Here is a 14,823-nt window from a genome sequence, read left to right on the forward strand (position 1 = left end):
GACGCGAAGCGGGAGAGGCAGGACCATGGCAGAGACAGGCGCAGCAATGACGGCCGGGGCGGAATGGCGGCGTGCGCCGATCCTGCCGATCGCGGCCGGGCTAGGCTACGCCACCAGCGTCATCCATATCTATGGACTTGGCCCCTATATCGAGCCGATCAGCCAATCCTTTGGCTGGTCGCGGACGCAAACCACCATCGGCCTGACGCTGGCGACATTGGTGCAAGCGCTGTTTTCGGTGCCGATCGGGCTGATGGTCGACCGGCTGGGACCGCGCCTGTTCGGGCTGGTCGGTGTGGTCCTGACCTGTGCTGCCTTTGCCATGCTGGGGACAGCGACCGGGGACAAGGCCCAGTGGCTGATGCTGTGGAGTCTGTTGGCCTTGGCGACATTGCCGGTGCAGGCGACGGTGTGGACCAGTGCGGTGGCGACCCGCTTTGCCGCGTCGCGGGGGCTGGCGTTCGCGGTGACATTGTGCGGCGCTTCTTTGGCCGCCGCCCTGTTTCCGCTGCTGGGTAGCTGGCTCATCGCGCGCCATGGCTGGCAGACCGCGGCGCCGATCCAGGCGGCGATCTGGGTTGCAATCGCCTTTCCGATGATCTTCCTCTTCTTTCGTGGCGCGCACGACCGGCGGGCGAAAGTCGCACTGGTAGAACGGCCGGCGCTTGAGGGCGCGACGCTGGGCGAAGGCGTGCGCTCTTCCATCTATCATCGGCTGCTGCTCGCCAGCCTGCTCTTCACCTTCACCATCATCGCGCTGGTCGTGCATTTCGTGCCCATCCTGACCGATCGCGGCGCGGAGCGCATGGAGGCTGCGGGGATCGCGGCGCTGGTGGGTATCTTCTCGGTGATCGGGCGGCTGGCGACGGGGCTGCTGCTCGACCGGTTTCGCGGGTCGATGGTGGGGGCGGTCGTCTTTCTGCTGCCGGCCATCGGCTGCCTGCTGTTGCTGATGGGCGGGGATAGCTGGCGCGCGCAGGCGGCGGCTGCCGCTATGATCGGGCTGACATTGGGCGCGGAGGTCGACGTGATCGTCTATCTCACCACCCAGCATTTTGGGCTCAAGACTTTTGGCGGGCTTTATGGCGGGTTGCTGATGGCCTTGTCGGTCGGCACCGCAACCGGGCCGCTGGGGGCCTCGGCGCTCTATGACGCGACCGGGGGCTATGGCCCGTTCCTGTGGCTGACCATCGCGCTGATGGTGGCAAGCAGCCTGACATTGGCGAGCCTGCCGCGTCCGGCTTATGCGAACGGTAAGCCTTAGCCATGACGGGAATCATCATGACGCGACGTTTGCTGTTCCGACCAAGCTTGCGTGAGGAGCAAACGAGTGACGACTATAGCAGATGCCCGTGATCACGGCCTGATCCATGACCTGAGCCATATGAGCGTTCTGTCCCGCCAGGCAATCGGTCGGCGGCGCACTTTGCGGCTCCTTTTGTCGGCGGGCGGTGCAGCGATGGTCAGCGCCTGCGGGGGCAGCGACGCCAGCGGCTCGGTGGAAACGACCAGTTCGACGACAACCACCACAAACACCACGACGACATCGACAACCGGAACGACCAGCACATCCAGCGAAAGCTGCATCGCCGATCCGACCGAAACCAACGGACCATATCCGGCTGATGGGTCCAATAGCGTCAATGGCAGTGTGGTCAACGCTCTGGACGACAACGGCATCGTTCGCGCCGACATCCGCTCCAGTTTCGGCACGGCGTCCGGCACGGCTGCCGGGATTTACATGCAATTGACGATCACTGTCGTGAATGTGAACAGCGGTTGTGCGCCGTTGGCTGGTTATGCAGTCTATCTGTGGCATTGTACGCGCGATGGCCAATATTCGCTATACGATATCCCTGGCGAGAATTATCTGCGCGGTGTCGGCGTGACCGATGCCAACGGACAAGTGACTTTTACCAGCATCTTTCCAGGATGTTATGCTGGACGATACCCGCATATCCATTTCGAGGTCTATCCCAGCCTAGCGCGTGCGACGACCTACGCCAATCGCGTGCTGACGTCCCAATTGGCGATGCCGACAGCGGCCTGTACCGCCATCTACGCCACAAGCGGCTATGCCAGCAGCAGAAGCAATTTCTCCAGCACGACGACAGCCAATGACAATGTGTTTGGCGACAACACGGCAGAGCAGATCGCAGCGATGACGCCCGCCATGACCGGCGACATCACCAACGGCTTTACCGGGTCGGTGACAGTCGGGCTGGCTATCTGATCACAAGGGTGCCTCAGGCGCCCTTCGCGTCCTGCTTGGCCTTGTGCGCGGCCAGCAGGGCGTCGATTTCGACGATGCGCAGGCGTTGGGGGGTGTCCTTGGCCAACCCCTTGAGACGGCATTCGGCCCAGAGCGCGCGGCGTTCGGCGGTGAGGGCCTTGAGATAGAGGTCGGCCATTTGGGGCTCCTGTAAAAAGATCGGGGGCGGTGCGTTGCCGCCCGCCCCCTCCACCATCGGCTGTGCCGATGGTTCCCCTCCCCGGCACGGGGAGGAATTATCGTCAGGCTGCCTTCGAGCGGCTCATGCGCTTGCGCTCGTTCGGATCCAGATAGCGCTTGCGCAGGCGGATCGTCTTGGGCGTGACTTCGACCAGTTCATCATCATCGATATAGGCGATGGCCTGTTCCAGCGTCAGCTTCCAGGGCGGGGTCAGGCGAACGGCGTCGTCCTTGCCGCTCGCGCGGAAGTTGGTCAGCGCCTTGGACTTCATCGGGTTGACTTCGAGATCGTCGGGCTTGGCGTTCTGGCCGATGATCATGCCTTCATAGAGCGCTTCGCCGACGCCCACCATCAGGATGCCGCGTTCTTCAAGCGGACCCAGCGCATAGGCATTGGCTTCGCCCGACCCGTTGGAGATGAGGACGCCATTCTTGCGGCCTTCGATCGTGCCCTTGTGGGGGCCATATTTCTCGAACAGGCGGTTCATGATGCCGGTGCCGCGCGTGTCGGACAGGAATTCGCCATGATAGCCGATCAGGCCACGCGAAGGCGCGGAGAAGGTGATGCGGGTCTTGCCACCGCCCGAAGGACGCATGTCGGTCATTTCCGCCTTGCGCAGGTTCATCTTCTCGACAACCGTGCCGGAAAATTCATCATCGACGTCGATCATGACGGTTTCATAAGGCTCGGTCTTGTTGCCGTCCTCGTCCGTGCCGAACAGCACGCGCGGGCGGCTGATCGAGAGTTCGAAGCCTTCGCGGCGCATCGTTTCGATGAGCACGCCAAGCTGCAATTCGCCGCGGCCGGCGACTTCGAAACTGTCCTTGTCGGCGCTCTCCGTGACCTTCACGGCGACATTCGATTCGGCTTCGCGAGCGAGGCGATCGCGGATCATGCGGCTGGTGACCTTGGTGCCTTCGCGGCCGGCCATCGGCGAATCATTCACGGCAAAGCGCATCGAGAGCGTTGGCGGATCGATCGGCTGCGCCTGGATCGGTTCGGTGACCGAGATGTCGCAGATGGTGTTGGCGACGGTCGCGACGGAGAGGCCCGCCAGCGAGATGATGTCACCTGCCTTGGCTTCGTCAACAGGGACGCGGTCAAGGCCATGGAACGCCATGATCTTCGACGCACGACCGGTTTCAATGACCGTGCCGTCCATGTCGAGCGCGTGGATTGCCTGGTTCACCTTGACCGAACCGCTGGTCACGCGGCCGGTGAGGATGCGGCCAAGGAAGTTGTCGCGGTCGAGCAACGTCACCAGGAAGGTGAAGGGCACGCCATCGACTTCCACGGCGGGCGCGGGAACGTGATCGACAATCTTTTGGAACAGCGGCTTCAACGTGCCCGCCCGCAGCGTGGGGTCTTCATTGGCATAGCCATTGCGACCCGACGCATAGAGGACGGGGAAATCGAGCTGCTCATCGGTCGCTTCGAGCGACACGAACAGGTCGAACACTTCGTCCAGCACTTCCTGGATACGCTCGTCGGGGCGGTCGACCTTGTTGACGACGACGATGGGCTTCAAACCCAGCGCCAGCGCCTTGCCGGTCACGAACTTCGTCTGCGGCATCGCGCCTTCGGACGAATCGACCAGCAGAACGACGCCATCGACCATCGAGAGGATGCGTTCGACTTCGCCGCCGAAATCGGCGTGGCCCGGTGTATCGACGATGTTGATGCGGGTGCCTTCCCACTCGACCGAGGTCGGCTTGGCGAGAATGGTGATGCCGCGCTCTTTTTCGAGATCGTTGCTGTCCATCGCGCGCTCTTCGACGCGCTGATTGTCGCGGAAGGTGCCGGACTGGCGGAAAAGCTGGTCGACGAGGGTTGTTTTGCCGTGATCGACGTGCGCGATGATGGCGATATTACGCAGGGACATGTCTTGCCTTCGGGATATGTGTTGGCCCACGCCGACACAAGGTCACGCAGAGGCTTCGGCCGCGCCCCTACAGGAAATGACGCGTTGCGGCAAGAGCAGGGCCGCAGCCAAGCCAAAGGCCAAGTGCCTTCGTGCTTCCCATCGCGCGACGCGGCTCCTATCATCATCGTGATGATTGCGCCTTGAAGCGCAGGTGTTCTATATCGATATGACACCCAAGGAGATAGCATGGCTACGACTGCGCCCACCGCGACCCAGACCGCGACCGCCGATATGTTGAACCTGACCGCGCCCGACCCGGTGCCGGTCGTCGCGGCCGACAAGGCGGCCGGGCTGGTGCCGATTGACGAAGCGAAAAAGTCCAAGCTGGACGAGAAGGTCGATGCCTTCATCGACGATCTGGTGGCGCAGGATGCCAACAGTCCCGAATTCGGCGTGCGGGTCGACCAGTTGACCAATATGGGGCGCAAGGAAATCGCCGAAGCGGCCGGGCACAGCAACCGCTTCCTCGATCGCCCGGTACGCGCGATGGACAGCGACACCAAGGTCGGCGCGGACCTCGCCGAACTGCGCCGCACGGTCGAGGATCTGGACCCTGGCAAGCGCGGCAACCTGCTCGCGCCCAAGAAGCTGTTCGGGATCATCCCGTTCGGCAACAAGATGCGCGACTATTTCGACGGCTATAAAAGTGCGCAGGGGCATATCAATGCGATCCTGGGGTCGCTGGCCAGCGGCAAGGATACGCTGATCAAGGATAATGCCGCGATCGACGTGGAGCGGCAGAATATGTGGCAGACCATGGGTCGGCTGGAACAGATGATCCATATCAGCAAGACGATGGATGCGCGGTTGGAGGCCAAGGCGCTGGAGCTGGATTCGAGCGATCCGGCCAAGGCCAAGGCGATCCGCGAAAGCGCGCTCTTCTACATCCGCCAGCGGACGCAGGATCTGCTGACGCAGATGGCGGTGACGGTGCAGGGCTATCTGGCGCTCGATCTGGTGAAGAAGAATAATATCGAACTGGTCAAGGGCGTGGACCGCGCCAGCACGACCACGGTCGCAGCGTTGCGGACGGCTGTGACGGTGGCGCAGGCACTGGCCGGGCAGCGGCTGGTGCTGGAGCAGATCAGCGCGCTCAACACCACGACCGCGAACATGATCGATCGCACCGGCGAATTGCTGAAAAGCCAGACCGCGCAAATCCACGAGCAGGCTGCGTCCAGCACGATCCCGATCGAAACGCTGCAACGGGCGTTCCAGAATATCTATGACACGATGGACAATATCGACGCGTTCAAGATGAAGGCGCTAGAAAATATGAAGACGACGGTGACCACGCTGTCGGGCGAAGTGGAGAAGTCCAAGGGCTATATCGCGCGGGCGCAGGGCCAGGCCGAAGCTTCGCGCGATGTACGCGTGGATAATTCGCTGTTGAGCGCGATCGAGGGGTGAGAATGATCTGCCCCCCTCTCCCTTCGCTTCGAGCGTGTCGAGAAGCGGCTCGTGCAATGCCTGCGTTTCTCGACTTCGCTCGAAACGAACGGAGGTTGCAGCTATGAGCCGGTCCGATCGCGTCTTGGCCGATGCCGAAGCTGTGCTGCGCCGTCATAGCGAGCGCGGGCAGAGCCTGAGCGCGCGGGCGCGGCAGCGGCGCAATGCCGGGCTGATGCGCAAGGTCAAATATGCCTTCTGGGCTGTGCTGGCGGTGCTGCTGGGCAGCCTGGTCGCAGGGTTCGTGCTGCCGCTCGGCACCACCGGCGTGATGATTGCGCTGGGTGTGATGATCGCCGCGCTATTGCTGATTGCGCTGTTGCCAACGGAGACGAAGGTGAAGTCCGAGGCGCTGGCGCAGACGCCGCTCACCGCCTTGCCGCTGCAGACCGAAATCTGGCTGGAAAATCAGCGCAAGGCGCTGCCCGCGCCCGCGATCACGCTGGTCGACAGTATCGGCATCAAGCTGGAGACGTTGGCGCCGCAACTGGAACGGCTCGACCCGCAAGACCCGGCCGCGCAGGATGTGCGCCGCTTGCTGTCGGATCATCTGCCCGAACTGGTGACCGGCTATCAGTCCATCCCCCAGCCGATGCGGCGCGAAGAGCGGAACGGGCGCGTGCCCGAACAGCAGTTGATCGACGGGCTGGGCGTCATCGACGCGGAAATCGCGCGGATGAGCGAGCAATTGGCGAGCGGCGACCTCAACAAATTGGCGACGCAGAACCGGTTTCTGGAACTGAAATATCAGGAGGCGAAGGAATTGGGGGCGTAAGGCTCCCGCCCTTCCCCCATGATCCACCTCACGCTAATCATCGTCGATTTTCTGACAGGACTGCTGGCGGCGGGAGCCTGGGCGCTGGCGTCAGCGGGTGGCGCGATGGCAGCGCTGGTTGGCGGCGGGCTATTGGGGGTGTCGCTATTCCGGCGCTGGCGGCGCAGGCGCTAGTCGCCGCGCACCACGCGATCGACGGTCGGTTGCGGGAGCGGCAGGTCGAAATGGATGCCGAAGCGTTTGGCCCGGACCCACATGCCCCGCCCCGCCACACTCAGCGCGCTCGCTTCGATCACGACATGGTCGCCGACCTGTGGTGGACTGTCGCTATGCGCCAGCGCGCCCGTCATCGACAGGTCAAGCAGATGCGCGCGCACCGGCAAACCCTGCACGCGTAACAGAACCGGCTCGAACAATTTGAGCCGCGTTGCGCGACGGGCCGCGCCAAGCGAATGATGTTCCTGCAATCCTGTGCCTCCCGTTGGGAAGCATAACATGGGCGAGGACGATGCGTTCCCAACAAGAACCCTCAGGACGGCATTAACCCTCTTTATCGGTCATTGAGCGCGCAAGGAACAATACTGGCTGGATCGGGGCGCGCGGCGATGCGGCGGAACCGGGCGAAATAGCCGCCTGCGGTCGGCTTGGGGATCAGTTCTTCCATGCGGAAGCCCATGGCGGCCAGTTCGCAGGCAAGCAGGCGCGGCGGTGTGCCATGCTGGTCGGTCGGTCGATCGGCATCGACGACGATCAGTTCGCCATCCTTTTTCAACGCTGGGGACAGGTGCCACAGGAAGGCATAGGGCTCGGCGATCTCATGATACATATGCACCATCATGATCCGGTCGAAGCTATTTTCGGGAAGCCGGGGATCTTCGGGCGCGCCCAGCTTGACGCTGACATTATCCCATTTTTCGCGGGTGATGCGGCGCGAGAGTGCTTCGATCACTTCGGGCATGATGTCTTCGGCCAGCACGCGGCCCTGCGCGCCCACGCGCGCGGCGAGGCGGACAGTATAATAGCCCTCGCCTGCGCCAATGTCGGCCACGGTCATGCCGGGGCGGATGCCCGCCCGGTCCATGATATCCTCCGCCTCATGCACGCGGTCGCGCGCTTCCTCGCTGGACCAGCGGGTCGAAACGATCGGCGCGACCGGGCGATCGGCCTGGGGAAAAGGCTGGGCGGCGACGGCGCGCCTGGTCCCGTCGCCCGGCGACAGCATGTCGCAAGCGGCCAGCAGGACGGAGATGCCCACCAGCGCCAGGCGCATCATCAGTCGACATCCTCCACATCGACCTTTTCGCCCGTCACCTTTTGCGACAGCGCAGCGGCCATGAAAGGATCGAGCGCGCCGTCGAGAACATCGTCGGGCGCGGTCGAGGTGACGCCGGTGCGCAAATCCTTCACCAGCTGATAGGGTTGCAGCACATAGGAGCGGATCTGATGGCCCCAGCCGATCTCCGTCTTGGCCGCATATTCGCCTGCCGTGACGGCTTCGCGCTTGGCCAATTCGGCTTCGTAGAGCCGGGCTTTAAGCATGTTCATCGCGGTCGCGCGGTTCTTGTGCTGCGACCGGTCATTCTGTGACGCGACGATGATGCCGGACGGAACGTGGGTGATGCGGACAGCCGAATCGGTGGTGTTGACGTGCTGCCCGCCTGCGCCCGACGCGCGATAGGTATCGATCTTGAGGTCGCTTTCCTTGACCTCGATATCGATATCGTCGTCGATCACCGGATAGACCCACACCGACGAGAAGCTGGTATGGCGGCGCGCCGCGCTGTCATAGGGGCTTATGCGGACCAGCCGGTGGACGCCGCTTTCGGTCTTGGCATAGCCATAGGCATTTTCGCCCTTGATCAGGAAAGTCGCGGACTTGATGCCCGCCTGATCGCCCGCCTGATAATCGACCAGTTCTACCTTATAGCCGCGCCGCTCCGCCCAGCGGCGATACATGCGGGACAGGATTTCGGCCCAGTCCTGGCTTTCGGTGCCGCCAGCCCCGGCGTGGATTTCGAGATAGGTGTCGCTGGCATCGGCTTCGCCCGCCAGCAGCGCCTTGATCTTGTCCTCATCGGCGCGGTCGGCCAACGCCTTCAAGGAGGCGATGGCTTCGTTGACCATATCCTCATCGCCTTCGGCCTCGGCCATTTCGATGAGTTCGGCATTGTCCGCCTTTTCAGAGGCGATCGCGCGGGTCGCGCCGATCGCGCTGTCCAGCCGGGTGCGTTCGCGCATGACTTCCTGCGCCAGCTTCGCATTGTCCCACAGCGTCGGATCTTCGACGCGGGCGTTCAACTCGTCGAGGCGGCGCAGCGCGCGGTCCCAGTCGAGGAAGCGGCGCAACAGGTCCAGCGCGGCGTCGATACGATCGATATATTGCTGCGCTTCGGCGCGCATAGTCTCATCTCCAAGTGACGGCGGCCCGGCCGACGCTGCACGCTCCTTAGCGCGTCGCGGCGGGCTTGTCGAAGCGCGCTTCCTTCCCGATGCCGGGCCGGTTCGTCAAGCGCTTAGCCCTGGGTCACGCTTTCCAGCACGGCGGCACGCAGTTCGGGGATGCCCATGCCTTTTTCCGCCGACGTCGCGATGATGTCGGGATGGGCGGCGGGACGCTTGCGGATCGCGGCGGCCGTATCGACGAACACCTGTTCCAATTCGCTCGCCTTGATCTTGTCCGCCTTGGTCAGGATGATGCGGTAGCTGACCGCCGCGCCATCGAGCATGTCGAGCATGTCGGTATCGACATCCTTAATGCCATGGCGGCTGTCGATCAGGACCAGGGTGCGCTTGAGCGCGGCGCGACCGCGCAGATAGTCGTTCACCAGGAACTTCCATTTGCGCACGACGTCCTTGGGTGCCTTGGCATAGCCATAGCCCGGCATGTCCACGAGGCGGAAGCGCAGCGGTTCGCCCACGTCGAAGAAGTTCAACTCCTGCGTGCGACCCGGCGTGTTCGACGTGCGCGCCAGCGTGTTGCGGTTGGTCAGCGCGTTGAGCAGCGAGGATTTGCCGACATTGGAGCGGCCCGCAAAGGCGACTTCGTTCACTGCCATGTCGGGCAGGAATTCCAGCGCGGGCGCGGATTTGAGGAAAGCGATCGGGCCGGAAAAGACCTTGCGCGCTTCTTCGATGATGTCGGGATCTTCCATATCAGTCATCTTTCATTCCTCCCCTGCAAGGGGAGGGGGACCGGCGAAGCCGGTGGAGGGGGAGCGCCCCAAGCGCTAACGATGAAAGGGAAGCATGGACCGCCTGCCCCCTCCACCAGCCTTCGGCTGGCCCCCCTCCCCGTGCCGGGGAGGATATCATTTTACGACCGCCACGCTGAGCGCAGGATGGCGTTTGTAGAGCCACCATTGTTGCGCCATCGACAGGCAGTTGTTGGTGATCCAGTAGACCAGCAGGCCCGCCGCGAAGGGGGCCATGATGAACATCATCATCCAGGGCATGATCGAGAAGATCTGCTGCTGCATCGGGTCCATCTGGGCCGGGTTGAGCTTGAACTGCAACCACATCGAAATGCCGAGCAGCACCGCCAGCACACCGATCGCCAGGAAGGATGGCGGGGTGAAGGGCAGCAGGCCGAACAGGTTGAGGATATGCAGCGGATCGGGCGCGGACAGATCCTTGATCCACAACACGAAGGGCTGGTGGCGCATTTCGATCGTCAGCATCAGCACTTTGTAGAGGGCGAAGAAGATTGGGATCTGGATGAAGATGGGCAGGCAGCCCGCGAGCGGGTTGACCTTTTCCGTCTTGTAGAGCGCCATCATCTCCTGCTGGAGCTTGGGCTTGTCGTCCTTATATTTCTCTTGCAGCAGCTTCATCTTGGGCTGCACCGCGCGCATCGCGGCCATGCTGGCGAACTGGCGCTGGGCGACGGGGAACATCAGCGCGCGGACCACGAAGGTCAGGCAGATGATGGCGACGCCGAAATTGCCAAGCGTTTCGAACAGCCAGTGGAGCAGCGCGAAGATCGGCTGTTCAAACCAGTAGAACCAGCCCCAGTCGATCGCACGGTCGAACAGCTTCACGCCATCGCGCTCATAGGCCTGGAGCGTTTTGACTTCCTTGGCACCGACGAACAGGCGCTGGGTCTGGGTGACAGCCTTGCCGGGCGCGAGCATGGTCGAGCCGAGCGCGACATCGGCCTGATACTGGGTGCCCGCCCCTTTGCGGAACTGGCCCGCAAAGTCGGTATCCTTGCCAGGCACGAGCGCCGAGAGCCAATATTTGTCGGTGAAGCCGATCCAGCCACCCTTCGACTGAAACTCGCGGGTCGAGGGGCCTTCGTCGAGATCACTATAGTTGACGTCGTAATTAGCCGCGTTGTTGAACACGCCCATCGGCCCGATATGGATGGTCCAGGTGTCGGGATCCTTTGGCACGCCGGTACGGCTAATATAGCCATAGGGCTTCACGCCGACCGTGCCGGTGCCGCTGTTCGACACTTTCTGCGCGGCGGTGATCATGTAATTTTCATCGACCGACAGGCGGATTTCGAAGAGCTGGCCCGCACCATTGTTCCACGTCAGGGTGACGGGGCTGGTGGGCGTCAAGGCGCTGCCCTGCGCGGTCCAGACCGTATCCTTGTTCGGGGTCTTGAGCCCCTCCCCCTGCCAGCCGAAGCCAGCGAAATAGGCATCCTGCGTTCCGGCCGGGCTGTAGAGACGGACGTCGGCGGAATCCTTGGCGATCGTTTCCTTGTAGGTCGGCAGGACGATATCGTCGATGCGCGCGCCCTTGAGGTTGATCGAGCCAACCAGCTTGGGCGTGCGGATGGGGACGCGCGGGCCTTCCTTCAGCACGACGGCGCGGTCGCGAATCGCGGCGGGGCTGTCGGCGGCCGGGTCCGCAGCGGGGTTGGCGACCGGGGTGGTCTTGCCCCCTTCGATCCGGGTGACGGGCGGATTGGCGGCCGGAAAGAAATAGCCCGATACATAGGGCCAGCCGAACAGGATCGCTGCGGTCAGCAAAACCGCGAGAATGATATTCTTCTTGTCGTCCACGCTATTCGGCTCCGCCGTCTCTTGTGTCTTTGTCAGGGAACCGGGTCATAGCCCGACCCGCCCCATGGGTGGCATCGCATTAGCCGCTTGCCCGCCAGCCAGCTACCCTTGATCGCGCCATATTTGCGGATCGCGAGAATCGCATATTCCGAGCAGGAGGGCGCGAAGCGGCAGGAGGGCGGCAGGATGCGCGAAGGGCCAAGCTGCCAGGCGCGCGCGATCAGGATGAGCAGGCGACCGATCATGGGACTTTGCCCCTGTCCCCGCCGCTGCCACCGCCCTTGCCCCGGCCATGTCCCGTCCGCGCGCCATGGCGCGGCGGGCTATCGCCTGCTTGCGGCGCGCGCGCAATCTTGCCTAGCGCCTTTTGCAATTCGGTGCGCAGCAGGGTGAAATCGCGCTCGATCCCGCCATCGCGGCCAATCAGCACATGGTCTGCACCGGCAAAGCCATGGAGCGGCAGCAATTCGCGCGCGAGAACGCGAAAGCGGCGCTTCATCCGGTTACGGATGACGGCGCCGCCCACTTTTTTCGTGACCGTGATGCCAAAGCGCATCGCCGGATCGCCATCGGCCCGGTCGCGCACCAGCAGGACAAAGCCCGGCATGGGTGCACGCTTGCCGCGATTGGCCGCCAGAAAATCGGCCCGCTTGCCCATGATGGCAGGCGTAGCCGAAGGCAACCCTTCGATCAGGCGCTCAGGCTCTTGCGACCGCGCGCACGACGGGCGCGGATGATGTTGCGGCCGCCGGGGGTCGCCATGCGGGCGCGATAACCGTGACGGCGCTTCCGAACCAGATTGCTCGGCTGAAAAGTGCGCTTCATCGTTCATTCCTCAAAAAACAACTAGAGAATCGGGCGTGACAAAAAAGGGCCGCCAAAGCAGCGGCCGCAAGTCAGGGTGCGTCCGATAGGCAAAGGAGGGGTGGAAGTCAATGGCGGAGCGTGGCGCCCTTGGCGGTCGGATTATTTCCCGCGCGCGGCGGCGACGCCGCTCTGGAGCGCATCATAGCCGACCGCGCCGTTCAACACCTGGCCACCGATCACAAAGGTCGGCGTGCCGCTGGCCTGCAATTTCTGGGCGAGCGCGATGTTGGACTGGATTTCGGCGTCATATTTGCTCGATGCGATGGCGGCTTCGGCGTCAGCCTTGCTGATCCCCGCCTTGCCCGCTGCAGCGATGATGCTGTCGCGCGTCACCCGGCCCGCGCCATACATGGCCTTGTGATAGGCCATATATTGGCCGCGTTCGGCGGCGAGCAACGACACCTTGGCCGCGTCGCTGCTTTCTTCCGACAGGATGGGGAGTTCGCGATAGACGACCTTCACCTTGGCATCGGCGGCGACCAGCTTGGCAAGGTCCGGCAGCGAGGCGCGACAATAGCCGCAAGCATAGTCGAAAAATTCGACCACGGTGACGTCGGCATTGGCCGCGCCTTCCCATGCCCCGGCATAGGGCTTTTCAAGCGCGGCGCGGTTGTCAGCGATGGTGGTCGACATCCGGTTGGCCTGCAATTTCTCGATCGCCTGCGGGATGATCTCCGGGTGATCGAGAATATAGTCATGGACGATCTTCTCGATCGCTGCTTTATCCGTAGCGGCAACGGTCGCGGGTGCCTGCACGGCGAGCGCAGTGCCAGCGGCGGCCGCGATAAAGGCGATAGCGCCAAGAGTCATCTGGATCGTCCTGTTGGAAAGGGCCGCGCGAAAGCTGGGCCGGGGCTGGTCTGTCATCTTTATCTTTTCTTCCGCTGCTGCTCGATCGCCGCGCGCGAGGTCATGGCGATATCCTGCGCCCGCAGATAGTCAACCGTGCCCTGCTGCAACCCCTGCATCGCGGCGTCGGCGCTGCGCAGCGCCATGGGATGCTGGCCCATCATCGCATAGCGTTCCGCCGTCGCGAGCGCGGCACGCGGCGTGTCACCACGGCGGGCATAGACCACGCCCAGCTGATACCAGGCGAAGGGATTTTCCCGGTCGCGCGCTACCGCAATGCGGAGCACATCTTCGGCTTCGGCGAAATTGGCCTCATCCTCGGTCGCGATCAGGGCGTGGGCAAGCAGGACGGAAATCAACGGCTGGTTGGTGCGCTTGACCGCTTCGCGCAAGGGCGCGACCGCATCCTTGGGACGGCCGCTTTCGAGCAATATCTGGCCCTTGAGCTCCAGAAAATAGGGGTCGTTCGGCGCAGCCGCGAGCAGCGCGTCGGCCTCGTACAAGGCGCGCTGCGGATAGGCGCTTTTGTGCCAGGCATAAGCCCTGGCATAATGGGCCGGAATCGACTGGTCGCTTTCGGGATATTTGATCAATGTCTGCGTCGGTTCGGACACGAAGCCAACGAGCTTGGCCTTGATGCGCTCGAACCGGGCTTCAAGCTGCGGGTCGACCGGCTTTTCCCATGCCGGGTCGACGGTATAGACTTCGCGCAGCACATTGATGCGCTCGCCCGACAGCGGATGGGTGCGGCCGTAGCTATTGTCCTGTGGGATCGCGAGGCGATATTCCTGATTTTGCAGCTTCTTGAAGAATTCGAGGCTGCCCTTGCCGCTGACCCCGGCGGCGCTCAGATAGCGCGCACCCGCCAGATCCGCCGAGCTTTCCTGGCCGCGGGAAAAGGCGAGGAACCGGCTCATCGCGGCCTGCTGGCCCAGGCCCATGATGCCCAGGCCCGCTTCCGCGCCGCCCGCGGCGATCGCCGCCGCGCCCAGCACGAGGCTAAGCAGGGTGACGCCGGTCGCCTCACGCATGCCCTCGCCGAAACGGACGATATGCCCGCCCTCAATATGGCCAAGCTCATGCGCGACCACGCCCTGCACCTGGTTCACATTGTCCGCCTGCGCGATCAGCCCGCTATGCACCCAGACATATTGGCCGCCCGCAACGAAGGCGTTAATTTCAGGGTCGTTGATGACCATGATCTCGACATTGCGCGGCTGCATGCCGGCCGCTTTGACCAGCGGGGCGGACATATCCGCCATGAAGGCTTCGGTTTCAGCATCGCGCAAGATGCTTTGCGCCAGCGCGGGGCGCGCGACGCTGGTCAGCGCCAGGGCCGCGAGCGCGACGAGTTTCAACCGGCCCCGCATCAGCGGTGACCGTGGCATATAGGAGAGCAGACCATCACCGCCGCGCGGTGCCATGGTCGCCCTGAACCGCGCGTGAAGCGGGGCGGAATGAAAAGCGCCGCTGCGCTCCGGTCGGGACCGGCAA

General features: G+C 63.3%; 17 protein-coding genes. 5 read left to right on the top strand and 12 right to left on the bottom strand.

Annotated features, from left to right (window positions below; genetic code table 11):
- Window positions 1–25: 25 nt before the first annotated feature.
- Both SxD43FB_RS02330 and SxD43FB_RS02335 read left to right on the top strand, forming a co-directional pair.
- Window positions 26–1,264 carry an MFS transporter gene (locus SxD43FB_RS02330; RefSeq protein WP_096060827.1) on the top strand — a complete coding sequence of 413 codons (1,239 nt, stop codon included), beginning with the start codon at window positions 26–28 and terminating at the stop codon, window positions 1,262–1,264.
- Between the two features lie 66 nt (window positions 1,265–1,330).
- Complete coding sequence (locus SxD43FB_RS02335; protein WP_343228832.1) at window positions 1,331–2,233, top strand: intradiol ring-cleavage dioxygenase; 903 nt, start codon at window positions 1,331–1,333, stop codon at window positions 2,231–2,233.
- Between the two features lie 13 nt (window positions 2,234–2,246).
- Here the strand turns inward: SxD43FB_RS02335 and SxD43FB_RS25095 are convergent, their stop codons facing one another.
- Together SxD43FB_RS25095 and typA are read right to left on the bottom strand one after the other, a co-directional pair.
- Entirely contained in the window at window positions 2,247–2,411 is a 165-nt protein-coding gene (locus SxD43FB_RS25095) for a hypothetical protein (protein WP_171899246.1), read from the bottom strand.
- 103 nt (window positions 2,412–2,514) lie between these two features.
- Entirely contained in the window at window positions 2,515–4,335 is a 1,821-nt protein-coding gene (gene typA / locus SxD43FB_RS02340) for a translational GTPase TypA (RefSeq protein WP_037473516.1), read from the bottom strand.
- 228 nt (window positions 4,336–4,563) lie between these two features.
- On the opposite strand from typA, the gene SxD43FB_RS02345 reads away from it, so the two are divergent.
- From SxD43FB_RS02345 to SxD43FB_RS25100, 3 genes are all read left to right on the top strand, one after another.
- Window positions 4,564–5,787: a toxic anion resistance protein gene (locus SxD43FB_RS02345; RefSeq protein WP_037473514.1), complete on the top strand. Its 1,224-nt coding sequence runs from the start codon at window positions 4,564–4,566 to the stop codon at window positions 5,785–5,787.
- Between the two features lie 103 nt (window positions 5,788–5,890).
- Complete coding sequence (locus SxD43FB_RS02350; protein WP_096060829.1) at window positions 5,891–6,601, top strand: hypothetical protein; 711 nt, start codon at window positions 5,891–5,893, stop codon at window positions 6,599–6,601.
- Between the two features lie 18 nt (window positions 6,602–6,619).
- On the top strand, window positions 6,620–6,775 hold the full coding sequence (locus tag SxD43FB_RS25100; RefSeq protein ID WP_176482654.1) for a hypothetical protein: 156 nt from the start codon (window positions 6,620–6,622) through the stop codon (window positions 6,773–6,775).
- Here the strand turns inward: SxD43FB_RS25100 and SxD43FB_RS02355 are convergent.
- The 10 genes from SxD43FB_RS02355 to SxD43FB_RS02400 form a co-directional block, all read right to left on the bottom strand.
- Window positions 6,772–7,068, bottom strand: coding sequence for a PilZ domain-containing protein (locus SxD43FB_RS02355; RefSeq protein WP_255245579.1), 297 nt, complete (start codon window positions 7,066–7,068; stop codon window positions 6,772–6,774). The two genes, SxD43FB_RS25100 and SxD43FB_RS02355, sit on opposite strands and share 4 nt — an antisense overlap.
- Window positions 7,069–7,151: 83 nt before the next feature.
- A complete protein-coding gene (locus tag SxD43FB_RS02360; protein ID WP_096060831.1) occupies window positions 7,152–7,874 on the bottom strand; it encodes a methyltransferase domain-containing protein in 723 nt (240 codons plus the stop codon).
- A complete protein-coding gene (gene prfB / locus SxD43FB_RS02365) occupies window positions 7,874–9,001 on the bottom strand; it encodes a peptide chain release factor 2 (RefSeq protein WP_096060832.1) in 1,128 nt (375 codons plus the stop codon). The genes SxD43FB_RS02360 and prfB overlap by 1 nt, the downstream gene beginning before the upstream one ends.
- 113 nt (window positions 9,002–9,114) lie before the next feature.
- Entirely contained in the window at window positions 9,115–9,762 is a 648-nt protein-coding gene (gene yihA, locus SxD43FB_RS02370) for a ribosome biogenesis GTP-binding protein YihA/YsxC (protein ID WP_096060833.1), read from the bottom strand.
- Window positions 9,763–9,909: 147 nt separating this feature from the next.
- Window positions 9,910–11,613, bottom strand: a complete 1,704-nt coding sequence (yidC, locus tag SxD43FB_RS02375; RefSeq protein WP_096060834.1) for a membrane protein insertase YidC — start codon at window positions 11,611–11,613, stop codon at window positions 9,910–9,912.
- Window positions 11,614–11,645: 32 nt separating this feature from the next.
- Entirely contained in the window at window positions 11,646–11,858 is a 213-nt protein-coding gene (gene yidD / locus SxD43FB_RS02380) for a membrane protein insertion efficiency factor YidD (RefSeq protein WP_043150905.1), read from the bottom strand.
- On the bottom strand, window positions 11,855–12,271 hold the full coding sequence (gene rnpA, locus SxD43FB_RS02385) for a ribonuclease P protein component (protein ID WP_096060835.1): 417 nt from the start codon (window positions 12,269–12,271) through the stop codon (window positions 11,855–11,857). Before rnpA ends, yidD begins: the two co-directional genes overlap by 4 nt.
- Window positions 12,272–12,303: 32 nt before the next feature.
- Window positions 12,304–12,438, bottom strand: a complete 135-nt coding sequence (gene rpmH, locus SxD43FB_RS02390) for a 50S ribosomal protein L34 (protein WP_006959075.1) — start codon at window positions 12,436–12,438, stop codon at window positions 12,304–12,306.
- A gap of 141 nt (window positions 12,439–12,579) precedes the next feature.
- Window positions 12,580–13,347, bottom strand: coding sequence for a DsbA family protein (locus tag SxD43FB_RS02395; RefSeq protein ID WP_096060836.1), 768 nt, complete (start codon window positions 13,345–13,347; stop codon window positions 12,580–12,582).
- A 2-nt stretch (window positions 13,348–13,349) separates the two neighbouring features.
- Window positions 13,350–14,699, bottom strand: a complete 1,350-nt coding sequence (locus SxD43FB_RS02400) for a M48 family metalloprotease (protein WP_037473505.1) — start codon at window positions 14,697–14,699, stop codon at window positions 13,350–13,352.
- Window positions 14,700–14,823 lie beyond the last annotated feature (124 nt).

The sequence above is a fragment of the Sphingobium sp. D43FB genome (assembly GCF_002312805.1).
GTDB lineage: Bacteria > Pseudomonadota > Alphaproteobacteria > Sphingomonadales > Sphingomonadaceae > Sphingobium.